Here is a 16,329-nt window from a genome sequence, read left to right on the forward strand (position 1 = left end):
AAATCACTCCCTAAGCCTATTCTTGTACTTCCTCCATTATATAAGCCTCAATAATATCTCCTTCTTTAATGTCATTAAACTTATCTATAAGTATTCCACATTCATATCCTTGTGAAACTTCTCTTACATCATCCTTGAATCTCTTTAATGACGCAAGTTTTCCCTCGTAAACTACAATACCATCCCTTAAAACACGTATACCGGAATTTCTGGTAATTTTTCCATCAAGTACATAACTTCCACCTATAGTGCCTATCCCTGATGCTTTAAATAGTTGCCTTACTTCAGCATGCCCCTGAATTACTTCTTCCAGTTTAGGTTCCAACATACCCTTCATTGCAGCTTGTATATCTTCAATAACATCATAGATAATTCTGTATAATCTTATATCTACATTTGAATTTTTAGCAATTTCTGATACATTGGGTCCAGGCCTTACATTAAAACCGATAATAATAGCATTGGATACATCCGCAAGTTTTACGTCAGTCTCAGTAATACCGCCTACTCCATCATGTATTATATTAATCTTGACTTCATCATTGCTAAGTTTTTCAATAGACTGTTTTAAAGCCTCAACAGAACCCTGGACATCAGCTTTAATTATCATGTTAAGTTCCTTTACCTTGCCCTCCTGAATTTGGCTAAATAAATCATCAAGGGAAACTTTAGAGGCCGATTTCTTCATCTGCTCTTCCCTGTATTTTTCTTTTCTTTTTTCTATTAAGCTTTTCGCAAGTTTTTCGTCTTTTATTGCATAAAATATTTCCCCACTTTCAGGTACTTCAGGAAAGCCCAAGACTTCAACAGGAGTTGAAGGTCCTGCATATTTAATACTTTGCCCTTTATCATCATTCATAGCTCTTATCCTGCTCAAAATTGTACCTGATATAATTGTATCACCTACATTCAGTGTTCCTCTCTGCACCAATAATGTAACAACAGGTCCCCTGTTCTTATCAAGTTTAGACTCTATTATGGTACCTTTTGCCTGCTTTTTCGGATTTGCCTTGAGTTCAAGCAAGTCTGCAGTCAATAATACCATTTCAAGGAGCAAATCAATATTCTCACGTTTCAAAGCGGAAACAGGTACAACAACTACATCGCCTCCCCATTCTTCAGGTACAAGGCCATGTTCCGTTAGCTGTTGCTTTACCCTTTCCGGGTTTGCTCCAGGCTTATCAATCTTATTTATTGCTACAATTATAGTTACATTGGCTGCTTTTGCATGATTAATGGCTTCTATTGTCTGGGGCATTATACCGTCATCCGCTGCCACTACAAGTATAGCTATATCCGTTACCTGTGCTCCTCTGGCTCTCAGAGCAGTAAATGCTTCGTGGCCTGGAGTATCAAGGAAAGTGATATTCCTGTTATTTATATTCACAGTATAAGCACCTATATGTTGTGTTATGCCTCCCTCTTCACTTTCAATAACGTTCGTTTTCCTAATTGCATCAAGAAGAGATGTCTTCCCATGGTCTACATGCCCCATTACCACAACCACAGGTGGCCTCGGTCTCAAATCTTCCTCATTATCTTCTTCATCATCAAACAAAATGTCCTCTTCATTAACAACAACTTCTTTTTCTGCTTTAATTCCAAATTCATCAGCTATTATTGCCGCAGTATCATAATCTATCTCCTGGTTTACGGTAACCATAATGCCCATACTTATTAACTTCTTAATAACATCTGCAGCACTTTTCTTCAAGATCTCCGCCAGATCTTTTACAGTAATTTTTTCAGGTATCTCAACCATTTTCAACACAGGCTTTGGTGCAGTAACGGAAACATTAATATTATTTTTCTTATCTTTATTTTTGTCCTCGGTTTTGCGTTTAATAGGCTTTATTGCCTTTTTAGTTTTATGGTCATCATAAAATTCATCAATCAGAATATCTTCTGTTATCAGTTCAGAAATATTTCTCTTTCCATCAACTATAATTTCATGCGTTTTAAATTTCTTTTTCCTGCTTACTGAGGTCTGTATTTTAGGCAGTTCTCTTTTTTGTTCCCGTTTTTTATCTTTATCAAAATCTTTATTTCGATAGTCAAAATGCTTTATCTCTTCATACTCTATATCAATATCAGGCTCAGGAATTTCGAGAAATTGAGGCTTCTTTCCCTCCTGTTTATAAGTTTTAGGGCTTGTATATCCTGTACCTTGTCCTTTATTTTTGTTGTTTTTGTTTCCATCTTTCTTTATTTGATCTTGTACAGAAGACTTTAATTTGTCATCCTCGGACTTATCAAAATTGGCTTCATATTTCTCTCTACTTTTCTTATCTTTACCCATAGTTTTCATTTCTTCTCCGGCCACAACTTTACTTTTTTCACCCTTAAAACCGCTTTTCTCTTGTTGATCTTTGTGTTTTTCTTTTCCATCTTTTAACTCTTTCTGTGCCTCTTTAATTTGTCCTTTTATTTTTGTATCGTCTTTGACAGGTTCCTGAACTGATTCTTTGGTTTCTTTTTCATCATTAATATGATTAATAATATTAATCTCCTTAATGTTTTTATTAATGCTTTTATCCTCAATTTTGTCCTGGATTTTGTCCTGTACTTTTTTCTCTGTCTCATCTTGAATCTTATCCTGGTCCTTATCCTGTATTTTATCCTGTATTTTATCCTGTGCTTTATCCTGTGCCTTATCTATTTTTGCCGGCTTATCTTTCTTTTTTATTACAGGACCTGTATCTCTTACAAAACCTGCCCTTAATCCTGACCCTGCTATATTTACCTTTATACCACCATACCTTCTTCCCCCCTTGAATTCACCTTTATTACGCCCATGATGATTCTCATCTTTACGGATACCGCTTTCCTTATACCTATCATTAATTTTTTCATCAACAACAATTTCGGTCGTCCTTATTATCCTTGGTGCACTTTTTGAGTCTTTTGCTTCAGGCTTCTTTTGATCCATTTTAGTTTGGGGTGCAAAGGCAGAAGTCTTTTTCTTGTCCTCATCCCTATTCTCTTGCTCATAAGAAACTACACCTATATGTTTATATAAAGCCTCGATTTCTTGCTCATCAAGATAGCTCATGTGGTTTTTAACATTTATGTTAATTTCTGCTAGTTTTTCAATAAGCCTTTTACTTGTGGTGTTTAATTCTTTAGCTAGTTCATAAATCCTAACCTTTTCCATATTTACACACCCCCAATTCCCGTTTTTTGGTTATCTATCATTTCCACAAGCTTCTTTGCAAACTCTTCCTGTAAAATTGCAATAACTACCCTCATGTCTTTTCCCGTAAATTTACCAAGTAAATCCCTTTCTCCAAATATTCTAATATCAACTCCTCTATGTCTGCACATATTTATGAAGCGCATTTTCATATTATTTGATGCATCTTCAGCTATTATTACTAAATGAGCCTTTCTTTTTTTTACAGCTTTTTCGCACCCTTCTTCTCCTGATATAAGTTTACCGGCTTTTGTCGCTAATCCCAAAAAAGAATATATTTTATCCTTCATCAATCTCCTCCATTTGTTTTCTCAATATATCATATATTTCAGGACTAATTACCATTTCAAAGCTCTTTTCCAGTCTTTTGCCTTTAATTGCTTTTTCAAGGCATGACTTTTGCCGGCATACATATGCCCCACGTCCATGCATTTTACCTGTAAGATCAACAGATATTACATTTTCTTTATTTTTAACAACCCTTATCAACTCTTTTTTGGGTTTCGATTCCTTACATCCAAGGCACATGCGCATGGGTACCTTTTTCTGTTTCATACTGTACCACACTCCCAAATTTTGCAAAATCATTCTTCAGGTTTATAGTTAACATCAAAGTTTAATAATTGTTGTTCTATTTCAGCTCTCAATTGAGACTCGCTTTTAATATCAATCTTCCAACCTGTAAGTTTTGCAGCTAACCGGGCATTTTGTCCTTCCTTGCCTATAGCAAGGGATAACTGGTAGTCAGGTACTATTACTCTTGCACTCTTTTCTTTTTCATTTATATCAACCCTTAAGACTTTTGCAGGACTTAAGCTGCTTGAAATATACTCTCCTGGATTACTACTCCACTTAATAATATCAATCTTTTCACCCCTAATTTCATCAACAACAGCTTGAACTCTAATACCCTTATGGCCCACACAGGCCCCTACCGGATCTACATTCTCTTCTTTCGAATAAACAGCAATTTTTGTCCTTGACCCCGGTTCCCTCGAAATACCTTTTATCTCAACAATACCATCATGTATTTCCGGTACTTCAAGTTCAAACAACCTTTTAACTAATCCTGGATGAGTCCTTGAAACCATAATTTGAGGGCCTTTCGGCGTTTTCTTGACTTCAACTATATAAACTTTAAGCCTATCATTTAAATTATATTCTTCACCAACAGTTTGCTCTAAAGGAGTTAATATCGCCTCGGCTTTCCCTAAATCAATTATTACATTTTTCTTCTCATACCTTTGCACCAAACCGCTTACAATATCTCCTTCTTTATTGTAATATTCTTCAAATATAATCCCTCTTTCAGCTTCCTTAATTCTTTGCACTACAACCTGCTTTGCAGCCTGGGCAGCAATCCTCCCAAATTTCTTTGGTGTTACTTCTACTTCAATCATATCGTTTTCTTCAGCGGTAACCTTCATTTTTCTTGCCGCTTCTAACGATATATCAAAAAGGTCATTTTTAGGTTCTGATGTCACTTTTTTTAAAGCAAATACCTTCACTTCCCCAGTTTCCCTATCAATATATATTCTGGCGTTTTGAGCTGGTCCAAAATTCTTTTTGTAAGCCGACACCAGAGCTGCTTCAATAGCATTAATAAGAAGCTCCTTATCAATCCCCTTTTCTTTTTCCAATTGTTCCAAAGCATGTATTAGTTCTACACTCATCCCCTACTGCTACCTCCTTAAAAATTAAAACTTTATCGCCCTTTTTGCCAATGCTATCTCACTTTTATTAAAATGCATTATTACACCGTTTTCCAGTTTTACAACAACATTGTTATCTATTAAACCTACAAGTTCACCTTCAAAAACCTTCTTACCATCAATAGGATGAAATAGCTTTAATTCTATCATCTCTCCCTTATACCTTTCAAAATCCCTGTCCTTCTTAAGCGGCCTTTCCAGGCCTGGAGATGAAACCTCAAAAATATAACTATGCTTAATAGGGTCAATTCTGTCCAATTCATCGCTCAACTGCTCACTTACAGCCTGGCAATCGTCTATAGTAATTCCACCAGGCTTATCTATATAAATCCTCAAGTACCAATTTTTGCCTTCCTTAGTAAATTCTACATCTACCAGTTCAAAAACCATTCTTTCTATTATTGGTAATGCCATTTTTGCAACTATATCCTCAATCTTTTTATTTCCCATATCAACTCTCCAAATATTTTATTTCCTCAAACAAATTTGGCATGACATTAAGTCGTGCCAAATTTAAGTGTAAGCACAACATACACTTCAATAATAGGAAAGAGTGGGACTTCCCCACTCCTTGCCTTAAGTGTAATGCTATTACTTTAGTCTAGTATTATTATAACACTATTATCACTATTTAGCAATATTTTATTAGAGTTATTTTTAGTATCATTTAAAAGTTGACCTATAATGATATTTTTATTTTTACTTTTGTGAAGATGAAGAACATACAAATGAATAAAGCATTGCATTCTTAAGATAGAATTTCAACTTTATAGTCTTTCCTTTAAGTTCCGTAAGAGAAACCTTATCTCTCCATGTTACCCTGTGGTGTATTGAATTTCCGTCAAACAGGGCACATTCCACTCTTTTATACCCTGTAAAATAATTTCCAAAATGGTGCCCATCCTCATCAAGCACAGACACCGCAATATAGCCGCCTTTTGCATCTGCATTTATAAACAATTCGTCACCCTTGCATATAAAAGGTTTCGTTACAATATAACCTTCTTCCTCTCCAGCGTCCAATGAAACAAATCCGCTTTTTCTCAATTTCGCAAGGCATATATAACCTCCGCGTTGTGCAATAATGCCTCCCTGCTTTTTTAAATCATTGGGACGTTTTCCGTTTATATCCTCAGTAATTCCATGATCCACCAGATATCCACCATAGTAAAACCACAATTCATCTTCCATGTCAACTGGGGCTCTTGCGCAGTATATCATTTTACTATCGACACTTCCAGGAGGTCCATTGGGTATAAATACCTTTCTGTCACAAGCCCTGTTCCAATTATACCCATCTCTACTATATGCCAGCTGGATATTCATTGTTCCTGCCATCCTAGGATTGGGTTCTTCCTCGTATGTGTGGTATACAGAAGGAAGACCGATATATATATCCCCGTACTTAAAAACAGGCATGCCGTAAAATTCAAGATTCGGCGGATCTTTTTCATCAGGCTCAAGCACATAAACAGGTTCGCTCCAGTGAATAAAGTCTTCACTCTCTAATCTGGTAACAACCCGTATTCTTCTCCCATCGCTTGCCTGCCTGGGTTTGCTATAAACAACATATTTCCCGCAGCTCTCATCCCAACCTGCAAGCATATGGACATCACCTGTATTTTCAATTACAGGATTGCCTTCATATTTGCTCCAATTAATACCATCCGGGGAAAAGGCAACAGACATAGAAGGGTTGTGCTGTTCCCAAAAAAGGGCTTTATAACGCCTGTCCGGGTTTGTCTCCCTTTCGTCCTTCATAACGTTTACGGGAGATATGTCTATCAAGAATATGTTATTATCTTTACTACCTTCATATTCAATAAGACCAAGGTTTGGCCTTTCCCAAAAAATGCCATCTCTCGAAGTAGCGTAACATCCCGTGTATGGCGTTCCCCCGTATCCCTGATACCACATTTTATATATTCCCTCATCTTTTAATACCGTTCCGAAAAGGTTCACTGAATGTCCTTCCCATCTTGCAACAGGTCTCATTATAGGATTACCAACGTATTTTATAGGCTGGTGAAGAGTGCGTTGAATATTTACCTTTTGCTCAATTAGGTAATCATCAATAAAAATAACTTCCCTCCCTGAAATATCTAATGCCCCCATCAGGTTACCTCCTTGATTATATTCCTTAATTATATTTCTTGCTTATCATATTTTTACAAATTATTTCATTATTCTTCTATGTCATACTTTGGATTAAGACAGCTTATCTCCTTGAACTGCCAATACCTGGCTGGATCCTCTCCGTTGGGGAATAAAACAGAGTAAAGTCTGGCATTCTTTGCCCTCACTTTAAGCCGGATAACCTGTCCAGTAATCTTTTCAAGGTCAGATGTTCCATTCCAGCATACCTTATGTGCCATACAATCACCCGTAAAAGGCTCACAATTATCGAAGGCAAATCCCTCTATAGCTTCTCCTTTCGTATCACATACTTCCACCTTTACATAGCCTCCGCATGCTGCAGCATTGAGATATATATCTCCCTCTGTCACCATGAAAGGCCGGGTCATAAGCTCGCATACTTCCTCACGGGCTTCCAGTTCCACAAAACCGTCTGGTCTTAGTTTTGCCATCCCGATACACTCCTTTGATATTTCACTGTAAGGAATCCTTATAGGACCGGAATGATCAAAGGAAGATCCCGAAAAGTAGAAGTATATCCCATCCGGCCTATATATAGCTGTAGAGGAGGGAATGAGGCACTGTGCATCCCAGTCGCCAGGCCCCCCAAAAGGTATAAATTTTTGCCCCTGGAAGCATCTGTGCCATCCAAAGCCGTCACGGCTGTAGGCAAGTTGTACATCCATGGTACCAGCCATTTTATTGTAATTAGGGTCTACCTTGTAGTCGAATGTATTGTACACGGATATCCATCCCATGATATATGAACCATACGGAGTCATTTGCATGCCATAAAACTGTGTGCCGCAGGGGTCTCCCTGTCCGGGTTCTATAGCCAGTACCGGCCTAGTCCAGTTTATCAGGTCAAGGCTCTCACTAACCCATACACGCCTGTCGGGTACCCTTGTCCTGAAAGAAACTCTGTAATGACCTGTAACAGGATCACGGTAAAAGCCTACATGGCAATCGCTGTGTACATCTATAACCGCTTTTCCGTCATTGAAAGGTTTCCAGTGTATACCGTCTGGGGAAGTGTAAATGGTTATGCCGCATTTATTAACGTAAGGAGCCATGGCCAGTTTGAATCTCCTTTCAGGATCGGGATCCATGTCATCTATTATAACAGTAGGGCCATGAGTACCCTTATCATTGTCCATTACTATGTTTGTACCCTCCACTACATCCAGCTTAGGTTTTATCCAGTTTATGCCGTCCTTGGAAAAAGCATAATTAAGGTATGCATATGCCTTATCTTTATCTGCTTCACTTATGCCTGGCTCATAGTAATGAGTAGAATACCAGGTCTTGAAAAGCCTATCATTAATATCGAACAGAGCCGTGCCATAATAATGTACCCTCTTGAACTCATGTGGAAGTTCTGGTCTTATAACAGGGTTGCCCTCATATTTTTTAGGTTGACCAAGTCGGCTATTGAAGCCATTTATATACTCATAACACCTATTGTCCAAGAAAAGAAACTTTATTGCCTTACTCTTACTCATAATTTTTTCTCCTTTCATCATACCAATTCAAAACGTAATCCATTCCCACTATTCTTAGAAACAGCAATTCTCTTTCCAAAACACTTGTTGTTGATTACAGGGTAATCATCTCTGTAATGTGAGCCCCTGCTCTCTTTCCTTATTAACATGGCTTCCAGTAAAATGCGTGAAAATCGAAGGCAATGATGTGCCTTTACAGCATCCCTCAGGTTGGTACCGTATTCAAATGTCTTTAGCGCATTATAATTTAACTTCATATCTTCAAGTTTCTTTATGCCCTCTAGTAACCGTTCCTCGCTGCGAACAATGTTGCCATGGAACCATAGAATTTCCCCTATAGCATCAACTACCTCTCCTGGGGGTATTGAGCCTTCACCTGTGTCTAAGGTATCAGCAAGAATCCTTGCAGTTCTTTCAAGTTCTGCTTTAGGAGCTGGTCGTGAAGATGCGTACTTAACTGCTGAAACAGCTGCACGTTTACCGAATACAAGGCAGCTTCCCGAAGCATTACCTCCAAGTCGATCAGCACCATGTATTCCGCCTGCTGCTTCTCCAGCGGCGAAAAGGCCTTCTACAGTAGTACAACAATTCTCATCAATCCATATACCGCCATTACTGGCATGCCCAAAGGGAGCAATAACTATTTTATCGCGTACAAGGTCAATGTCTTTTGTCTTTAACCAGTTAAGATAGTTTTGTAAGGCATCATTTTCAACTGAATATATAGATGGTGAATAAATTAATCTAAATCCTTCTTCACCTTTATCAGCTAATATTTCCTTCATCATTGCTATATCGAAATATTTTGATGCATCAGCACACGTGAAAGGACCATGCCCTCCACGAAGGTCAAGGCATTCACGTTTTTGCACATCTTTAGGTAAATATTTGGACAGCACGTCCTCGCCCTGTGAATTCTCAACACCATCGCAGTAGTAAAGTGTCTGTTCACTAAATAGTGCCTTGTATACAGGCTTGAACATACCTGGAATGAACTGGTTGAACTCAAGGTTTATAAGCTTTGCCCCTACCTCAAAAGCGATGGCGTGTCCCAAACCGGATACATCATCGGTATTGAGGCTGTGCTTGTAGAGCCCGCAAAAGCCACCGGTAGCAAGGATGACAGACTTTGCATTGATCACTATCAGCTTCCTATCACTACCTGCAGCCACCGCGCCTTCCACCCTGCCATCAACTTCAAGCAGTTGGATTATATCCGAATGTTCCATGAGCTGAAGATTGGTCAAGGAATCAAAAAGCCTACGTACATTAGACCGTATGGCTTCCCAGTCTCTCCATATAAACAAATCTCTGGCTCTCTTTGCAAAACAAGCTGTCCTACCTTTCAGCTTGCGGTACGATATTACAATTTCCGGCAGTTCTTTAACTCTATCCCTTATCTCGTCTACATATATTTCACATAATCTATGATCATTCATACCATAACTGGATTCATCAATTTCTTGTAAAAAGAGTTCTTTGTCTTCGTCACTAGATGGTGCCTGACAGCCAAGCCCACTTGTCAACGGATAAAAGCTAGAACCCGAACATATCTCACCTTTTACTGTTACAAGTACCTTTACACCCATCCTTGCACATTCAATGGCAGCCTTTATTGCTGCCAGCCCACCACCTACAACTAGTACATCGGTATCTATTACCGTATCAAACCTTATTATACTCATAAAAATCGTACCCTCCTTAATTAGTTCACAAACTCAATCTAAGCTCTCACTAAGCACAGCTAATTTGATGAGCTTCACTCGGTCTCAGCCAGGTGGCAAGCAACATAATGGTTATTAGTACCCTTTACCTTTTTAAGCTCCGGCTCCACTTCCTGGCATATTTTTATACGTTTCTCGCAGCGTGGGTGGAAACGGCATCCATTAGGTGGGTTTTCAGGGCTTGGTACGTCTCCTTTTAGTACTATCCTATGTTTCTTCTTTTCCAGCGTAGGAACAGGTACAGCTGAAAGTAATGCCTCTGTATAAGGATGGCGACTGTCATTGTACAGCTCACTAGAATCTGCTAGTTCTACAATCTTTCCGAGATACATGACCGCAATCCTGTTACTCATGTATTCCACCACACTCAAGTCGTGGGCTATAAATATATACGTAAGTTTCAAGCGTTCCTGCAAGTCTTTCATAAGGTTCAACACCTGTGCCTGTATAGATACATCAAGAGCTGAAACAGGCTCATCACACACGATAATCTCTGGATTTATGCTAAGAGCCCTTGCTATGCATATTCTCTGACGCTGTCCACCTGAAAGTTCATGCGGATACCTGTACATGTAATCAGGACTTAAGTTCACAGCTTCAAGCAGTTGTGCTATCCTATCCTTACGTTCACCCGGATTATTCATACCATGTACCTTAAGGGGTTCATCAAAGGAATTAAATATTGTCATAATAGGGTTCAGTGAAGAATATGGATCCTGAAATACTATCTGTATCTTTTTTCTCATATTAAAGCTTTCTTCTTTGTTGAGTTTAAGCAAATCTTTTACCTGACCATCGGAGTGGAAGTATTTTATCTCACCTTCAGTTGGAGTGAGCAGGCGTACTATACACTTCCCAAGGGTGGTCTTTCCACAGCCGCTTTCACCCACAACCCCAAGGGTTTCACTCTTACGGACAAAAAAGTTTACGCCGTCTACTGCCTTCACATATCCTACAACTCTGCGAAAAACTCCTTTAGTCACAGGATAATACTTTTTAAGCCTATTTATCTCAATCAGTATCCGATTATCATTCAGTGTTTGTTTGTTATTATTCATGTTAGGCACCTCCCCTTGCACTGCCAACATTTTACTAAGTGTCCACTACCAATGTCCAAAACCGGTGGCTCAGTCGAGCATTGGTCTGTAACATAATCACATCTTGTTGAAAACTCACAGCCTTCAGGCATGTTTAAGGGGTCGGGAGTAGTGCCTCTTATAGGTTCAAGCCTTCTCCGTTTGCCTATGCCAAGTACAGGCACTGACTTGAGAAGCGCTCTTGTATAAGGGTGCTGTGGATTGCCTAGCACATCTTGAATTGTTCCGCTTTCTACTATCTTACCCATATACATAACAGCTACATCATCAGCCATATCGGCAATTAGCCCCATATTATGGGTTATAAGCATGATCGATGTACCGTGTTCCCTCTGAACCTGCTTCATAATTTCAATTATCTGGGCTTGTATTGTAACGTCAAGGGCTGTAGTTGGCTCATCGGCTATCAACAGCGATGGATTGCATATCATAGCCATAGCGATCATGACCCTCTGTCTCATACCACCGCTAAACTGATGTGGATAGTCATCTATCCTGGATTCGGGCTTGGGAATTCCCAACTCGCTCAGTAGTTTTATTACTTTCTTACGCGCATCAACTTTGCTTATGTTTTCATGGTACAATAAGTTTTCCATTATCTGGTATCCTATTGGGTATACAGGGTTGAGAGAAGTCATCGGGTCCTGAAATATCATAGCTATCTCCTTTCCCCTTATTGAGCGCATTTTTTTTCCGTTTCTCGGCAGATTTCTCAGTTCTATGTCTCCCTTTAGAGAATGGTATACAATGCTTCCACCCGAAATCCTCGCAAGCTTTGGAAGAAGCTGCAGTATGGAAAGTGATGTAACAGTTTTGCCACAGCCGCTCTCACCTACAAGCCCCAGTGTTTTACCTCGTCTTACCTTTAAAGAAACTCCGTTGACGCTTTTTATCACCTGCTTGTCTATATAGAAATAGGTTTTGAGACCGTCAACAGTTAGAATTATATCATTCATAAAATTTGTTCACCTTCCTGCTTCAATGTACATTATTGATTTGGATCTAAGACATCCCTGAGACCATCGCCCAGAAAGTTTACGCCCAGCACATATAAGGATATCATAAACCCGGGAGGAACCCATAGCCACCAGTTATTCATTATAATATCAACCTGTTGGGCGGCATTTATAATATTACCCCACGTAGATATGTTAGGTGGCACACCAAGCCCTAAGAAACTAAGGCCCGCTTCAGACAGGATGTAGCCTGGCATGGAAAGGGTAATACTTACTATTATCGGGCCCATAGTGTTTGGCAGTATATGCCTGAATATTATGGATAACTTGCTTATTCCAAAAGCCCTAAGAGCCTCTACAAAATTTTCTTCCCTGAGGGACAGGAACCTTGCTCTTACTATCCTATACATACCCATCCATCCCGTAATTGAAAAAATGAATATAAGGTTAAAAAGTCCCTGGCCCAAGAAGACTATCAATATTAGCACTAGTATCAGAGATGGAAAGGTCATGAAAACCTCGGAAATTCTAAGCAATATCCCGTCAAACCTACCACCGAAATATCCACCTAGGCATCCAAGAATTATACCTATAAGACCACCTCCAACAGCACCGCTAATACCTACTATTATGGATATCCTTGAACCATAGAGCAATCTTGTATAGACATCCCTGCCTAACTTGTCAGTTCCTAGAAGGTGATATGAATTTGGGGGTTTCAACCTGTTGCCAAGATCTATCTCATCGGGCTTGTAACTGGTAAGCATCGGCGCAAATATTGCACCTAAAATCATTATGGTCACTATGGCAAGTCCTACCATGGACAACTTATTCCTTTTAAGTTTTTGCCAGTTACGCTTCATCAGGTTGCTTTTTACCGGCTTTACATGTTTTGTTGCTTGAGGTTTTGTTATTATAGGTTTCATTGAACATCATGTCCTTTCTTGTCTTACCATAATTAGTTTTAATTAATTGAACCTCACTCTGGGATCAAGCAGAGCAGTCAAAAGATCAGCCAAAAAGCTTGCCACCAATATCATAAGCGAGGTAAGCATAGTGGTAATCATAACTACTGGATAATCCTTGCCTGATATGGCATCTAGAATGGTTTTACCCATGCCGGGCCATGAAAATATAGATTCTATTATAACACTGCCGCCTATTAGCATTGGAAGTCTAAAGCACAAAAGCATTATAACAGGTGACAATGCATTTCTGAAGGCATGGAAAATAATGACCTTCCACTCAGGGAGGCCTTTACTGCGGGCAGTTTTTACGTAATCTTTATTCAGAACATCAAGCATTGTCCCTCGTGTATACCGCATCAGAGCAGCTGTAAGGGCTACACCCATAATTACAGCTGGCATGATCAAATGAGAAAGCCTGCCCCATAAATCTTCATGCCCATACTCTATACGCCCGCCTATAGGTAGCCATTTAAGCTTTATTGCAAAAAATAGGATAGCCAATATTCCAATAAAGAACTCAGGTACAGATATACCTACCATTCCAATGGTAGTATTAAAATAATCTATGAATGAGTTCTGCTTAATAGATGATATCAACCCTAACGTTATACCGAGTACTGAAGATATAATAAGGGCTACAACGGCAAGTTCAAAGGTAGCCGGTATCCTTCTGGCAAGTACCTTTGCAATTGAAGAACCATCTACGAGGCTATAGCCCAGGTTTCCCTTCAGAATTTCGCCAAGCCACCTGAAATAACGTACATATAATGGGTCATTAAGTCCCATGGCCTCCTTGTACGCCTCAATGTCTATAGCCTGGGAAGCTAGAAGCTCTGGATCCAGCATGTAGGTTAGAGGATCACCCGGCGTCAGCTCAAGACCTATAAATATAATTATTGTTATTAATAGAAGCATTGGTATTATACTAAGAAAGCGTTTTAGCATATAGGTAAACATAATAGCGGTCACTCCCTATTAAATTCGTGTAAATCCTTTGCCCGTCAACCGACATAGTATTACAGGATTATTACTCAACCTATAGGAAATATATCACCTTAGACAAAGTAAATTTCTAATTTGATTATTTACGAACTACTCCTTACTTATGGAAAAGAGTGTTTTTAAATTAATTACATGGTTAAACTATTTATTTAATCCCCTTAAGGGGGAACCGCAGCAGGAGAACTTCCGCCGCGGTTTAGTATCATGAAACTACATTTTATGCCAATTACCTAACAAGACTTGGAACATTAGTGTAACTTACTTAACAACTTCCCATTCATGCAGCTTATAATCGTAGTTGAACCATTCATTGCCGTAAATAGCGGGTTTCTTAAGATTCTTATGTTCCACTATATACATTTTCAGAGCAAACAGAGGCATCTGGAATAGGTATTGATTCTCGACTTCCTGTATCTGTTTGACAATTTCCTTACGTTTGGCTTGATCTCCTTCACGGTTCATTGCATCAATCAGCGGGTCAAGGATTTCTTTGTTACCCATGCCTAGTTTCTGCCCCATAGTATGGTTGGAATGCAGGAAGCCATAGACCTCTTCGAGAGCCATCGCTGATAAGCCAGCATACAAAAAGTCATAGTCTCTCTGCTCATAGATCAGTTCCAATAAATTCCCCTGCAATAAGGTCGTCTCACACTTTATGCCTATCTGCTCCCAATAGTATCTGATGGCCTCTATTAGGTCTACAGTCTGCTGATCTGTATAATAGTAAGCTAGCCTTATAGTGTTGTTAAAATTGAACCCTGCTTCCTTTAAGAGTTCCTTAGCTTTAACAGGATTATAATCATATATCTCAGGTTCTTTATTGTACCAGAATGACTCGGGCGGTATCTTGCTGTTGATTACAGTAGCCTGCTCTGCGAAAAGTTCATTGGCTATTTTCTTCCTGTCAATAGCATAGAGGAGGGCTTTCCTAATCCTCGGATCAGCTATCTTCTCATTGTTATTCAGGTTAGGCTGCAGATACCTGATGTAAAATATAGATACAGGTATAGCCTTATAATTGGGGTTCTTAAGTATTTCTTTAACTTGTTCAAGACTCATACTGGTTGTATAGTATATCTTGTTAGCCTTTGTGGCAATTGTGGGATCAGGACTATCAAAGTATTGCAATAGTACTTTCTTTATTTTAGGCTTAGGCCCATAATAATCTTTAAAGGGCTCCATAATAGCATAGTTACTTGGTTTGACCTCAGTCAGCATGAAAGGTCCATTTCCTATTGGCTTTTCCCAGAATGTTGCCAAATGTAACTTAAGCGGATCTTCTTTTTCAAGAAGATGCTTCGGATAGGGCGGCCACTGGGCCATGACCAATGGAAACGCGGCTACTTTATCGGTAAGCTTTATTGTTATTTTGTTACCTTCTACTGTAACTCCTGCTAAGTTTTCTGTCTTACCTTCCTTGTATTCTGGGGCTCCTTCAATCTTGCTGAAAGCATTAATAAATGTGGCGTTAATTGAAGCTGATTTAAGCGCCATCTTTAGACTCCATTCCACATCCTCGGCAGTCATTTTTGTACCATCATGCCACTTGATATCATCTCTGAGTACAAATGTATAAGTCAGACCATCAGGAGATACATTCCACTCTTTGGCAAGATCGGTACCTACAACATTTAAGTTCTCATCGCACATAAGAAGCCTTCTAAATAGCCATACTCGTACAAATCCTCCAGGGTTGGCCCATGCTGCCTCGAATTTTTCCTTCGGACATCCTCCCATAAGAAGTACTCCTTCTTCAGCAGCTATAGTTTCTTCATTTGATGCACCTTCTCCCTGTTTTGTAGCTTCCTGTCCGGTATCCTTGCCTCCTTTGGAGCTACAGGCTCCGAAGAATACAGAAAACAGCATGAAAAGAGCAAGTACTAATGCAACTTTTTTTCTCATAAATTTACCTCCTATCTCAATAAATTAGATTTATCTTTAAATAGCTTCAATTCTTATAGAATTTTATAGCTATTTAATTTCACAAGTAATAAAACAAAAATCTTACAAAGCCCTGCCCTACCATCTGCGAAACATCG

At 39.1% G+C, this 16,329-nt stretch carries 13 protein-coding genes; all 13 read right to left on the reverse strand.

Annotated features, from left to right (window positions below; genetic code table 11):
- Window positions 1-16: 16 nt before the first annotated feature.
- The 13 genes from infB to HPY74_08735 all read right to left on the reverse strand — a co-directional run bounded on the left by infB (window position 17) and on the right by HPY74_08735 (window position 16,192).
- Entirely contained in the window at window positions 17-3,154 is a 3,138-nt protein-coding gene (gene infB, locus HPY74_08675; GenBank protein NSW90731.1) for a translation initiation factor IF-2, read from the reverse strand.
- A 2-nt stretch (window positions 3,155-3,156) separates the two neighbouring features.
- The gene (locus tag HPY74_08680; protein NSW90732.1) at window positions 3,157-3,483 is read right to left on the reverse strand and encodes a ribosomal L7Ae/L30e/S12e/Gadd45 family protein; all 327 of its coding nucleotides are present in this window, start codon (window positions 3,481-3,483) and stop codon (window positions 3,157-3,159) included.
- The gene (locus HPY74_08685) at window positions 3,473-3,748 is read right to left on the reverse strand and encodes a YlxR family protein (GenBank protein NSW90733.1); all 276 of its coding nucleotides are present in this window, start codon (window positions 3,746-3,748) and stop codon (window positions 3,473-3,475) included. The genes HPY74_08680 and HPY74_08685 overlap by 11 nt, the downstream gene beginning before the upstream one ends.
- Before the next feature lie 29 nt (window positions 3,749-3,777).
- Window positions 3,778-4,866 (reverse strand): transcription termination/antitermination protein NusA, encoded by a 1,089-nt coding sequence (nusA, locus tag HPY74_08690; GenBank protein NSW90734.1) that lies wholly within the window; start codon window positions 4,864-4,866, stop codon window positions 3,778-3,780.
- A gap of 24 nt (window positions 4,867-4,890) precedes the next feature.
- Window positions 4,891-5,355: a ribosome maturation factor RimP gene (gene rimP / locus HPY74_08695; protein NSW90735.1), complete on the reverse strand. Its 465-nt coding sequence runs from the start codon at window positions 5,353-5,355 to the stop codon at window positions 4,891-4,893.
- A gap of 249 nt (window positions 5,356-5,604) precedes the next feature.
- Window positions 5,605-7,020: a hypothetical protein gene (locus HPY74_08700; protein NSW90736.1), complete on the reverse strand. Its 1,416-nt coding sequence runs from the start codon at window positions 7,018-7,020 to the stop codon at window positions 5,605-5,607.
- A gap of 68 nt (window positions 7,021-7,088) precedes the next feature.
- Window positions 7,089-8,543 carry a hypothetical protein gene (locus tag HPY74_08705; protein NSW90737.1) on the reverse strand — a complete coding sequence of 485 codons (1,455 nt, stop codon included), beginning with the start codon at window positions 8,541-8,543 and terminating at the stop codon, window positions 7,089-7,091.
- Between the two features lie 17 nt (window positions 8,544-8,560).
- The gene (locus tag HPY74_08710; protein NSW90738.1) at window positions 8,561-10,228 is read right to left on the reverse strand and encodes an FAD-binding protein; all 1,668 of its coding nucleotides are present in this window, start codon (window positions 10,226-10,228) and stop codon (window positions 8,561-8,563) included.
- A 74-nt stretch (window positions 10,229-10,302) separates the two neighbouring features.
- Window positions 10,303-11,325 (reverse strand): ATP-binding cassette domain-containing protein, encoded by a 1,023-nt coding sequence (locus tag HPY74_08715; protein ID NSW90739.1) that lies wholly within the window; start codon window positions 11,323-11,325, stop codon window positions 10,303-10,305.
- Window positions 11,322-12,320: an ABC transporter ATP-binding protein gene (locus HPY74_08720; protein ID NSW90740.1), complete on the reverse strand. Its 999-nt coding sequence runs from the start codon at window positions 12,318-12,320 to the stop codon at window positions 11,322-11,324. The genes HPY74_08715 and HPY74_08720 overlap by 4 nt, the downstream gene beginning before the upstream one ends.
- A 32-nt stretch (window positions 12,321-12,352) precedes the next feature.
- Window positions 12,353-13,246, reverse strand: coding sequence for an ABC transporter permease (locus HPY74_08725; GenBank protein ID NSW90741.1), 894 nt, complete (start codon window positions 13,244-13,246; stop codon window positions 12,353-12,355).
- 42 nt (window positions 13,247-13,288) lie between these two features.
- A complete protein-coding gene (locus HPY74_08730) occupies window positions 13,289-14,245 on the reverse strand; it encodes an ABC transporter permease (GenBank protein ID NSW90742.1) in 957 nt (318 codons plus the stop codon).
- Between the two features lie 303 nt (window positions 14,246-14,548).
- Window positions 14,549-16,192, reverse strand: coding sequence for an ABC transporter substrate-binding protein (locus HPY74_08735; GenBank protein ID NSW90743.1), 1,644 nt, complete (start codon window positions 16,190-16,192; stop codon window positions 14,549-14,551).
- Window positions 16,193-16,329: the final 137 nt, after the last annotated feature.

Source organism: Bacillota bacterium, assembly GCA_013314855.1.
Lineage (GTDB): Bacteria > Bacillota > Clostridia > Acetivibrionales > DUMC01 > Ch48.

Coding starts and splice junctions, on each gene's coding strand:
- infB (NSW90731.1), bottom strand. CDS start 3,154: ATGGAAAAGGTTAGGATTTATGAACTAGCTAAAGAATTAAACACCACA.
- HPY74_08680 (NSW90732.1), bottom strand. CDS start 3,483: ATGAAGGATAAAATATATTCTTTTTTGGGATTAGCGACAAAAGCCGGT.
- HPY74_08685 (NSW90733.1), bottom strand. CDS start 3,748: ATGAAACAGAAAAAGGTACCCATGCGCATGTGCCTTGGATGTAAGGAA.
- nusA (NSW90734.1), bottom strand. CDS start 4,866: ATGAGTGTAGAACTAATACATGCTTTGGAACAATTGGAAAAAGAAAAG.
- rimP (NSW90735.1), bottom strand. CDS start 5,355: ATGGGAAATAAAAAGATTGAGGATATAGTTGCAAAAATGGCATTACCA.
- HPY74_08700 (NSW90736.1), bottom strand. CDS start 7,020: ATGGGGGCATTAGATATTTCAGGGAGGGAAGTTATTTTTATTGATGAT.
- HPY74_08705 (NSW90737.1), bottom strand. CDS start 8,543: ATGAGTAAGAGTAAGGCAATAAAGTTTCTTTTCTTGGACAATAGGTGT.
- HPY74_08710 (NSW90738.1), bottom strand. CDS start 10,228: ATGAGTATAATAAGGTTTGATACGGTAATAGATACCGATGTACTAGTT.
- HPY74_08715 (NSW90739.1), bottom strand. CDS start 11,325: ATGAATAATAACAAACAAACACTGAATGATAATCGGATACTGATTGAG.
- HPY74_08720 (NSW90740.1), bottom strand. CDS start 12,320: ATGAATGATATAATTCTAACTGTTGACGGTCTCAAAACCTATTTCTAT.
- HPY74_08725 (NSW90741.1), bottom strand. CDS start 13,246: ATGAAACCTATAATAACAAAACCTCAAGCAACAAAACATGTAAAGCCG.
- HPY74_08730 (NSW90742.1), bottom strand. CDS start 14,245: ATGTTTACCTATATGCTAAAACGCTTTCTTAGTATAATACCAATGCTT.
- HPY74_08735 (NSW90743.1), bottom strand. CDS start 16,192: ATGAGAAAAAAAGTTGCATTAGTACTTGCTCTTTTCATGCTGTTTTCT.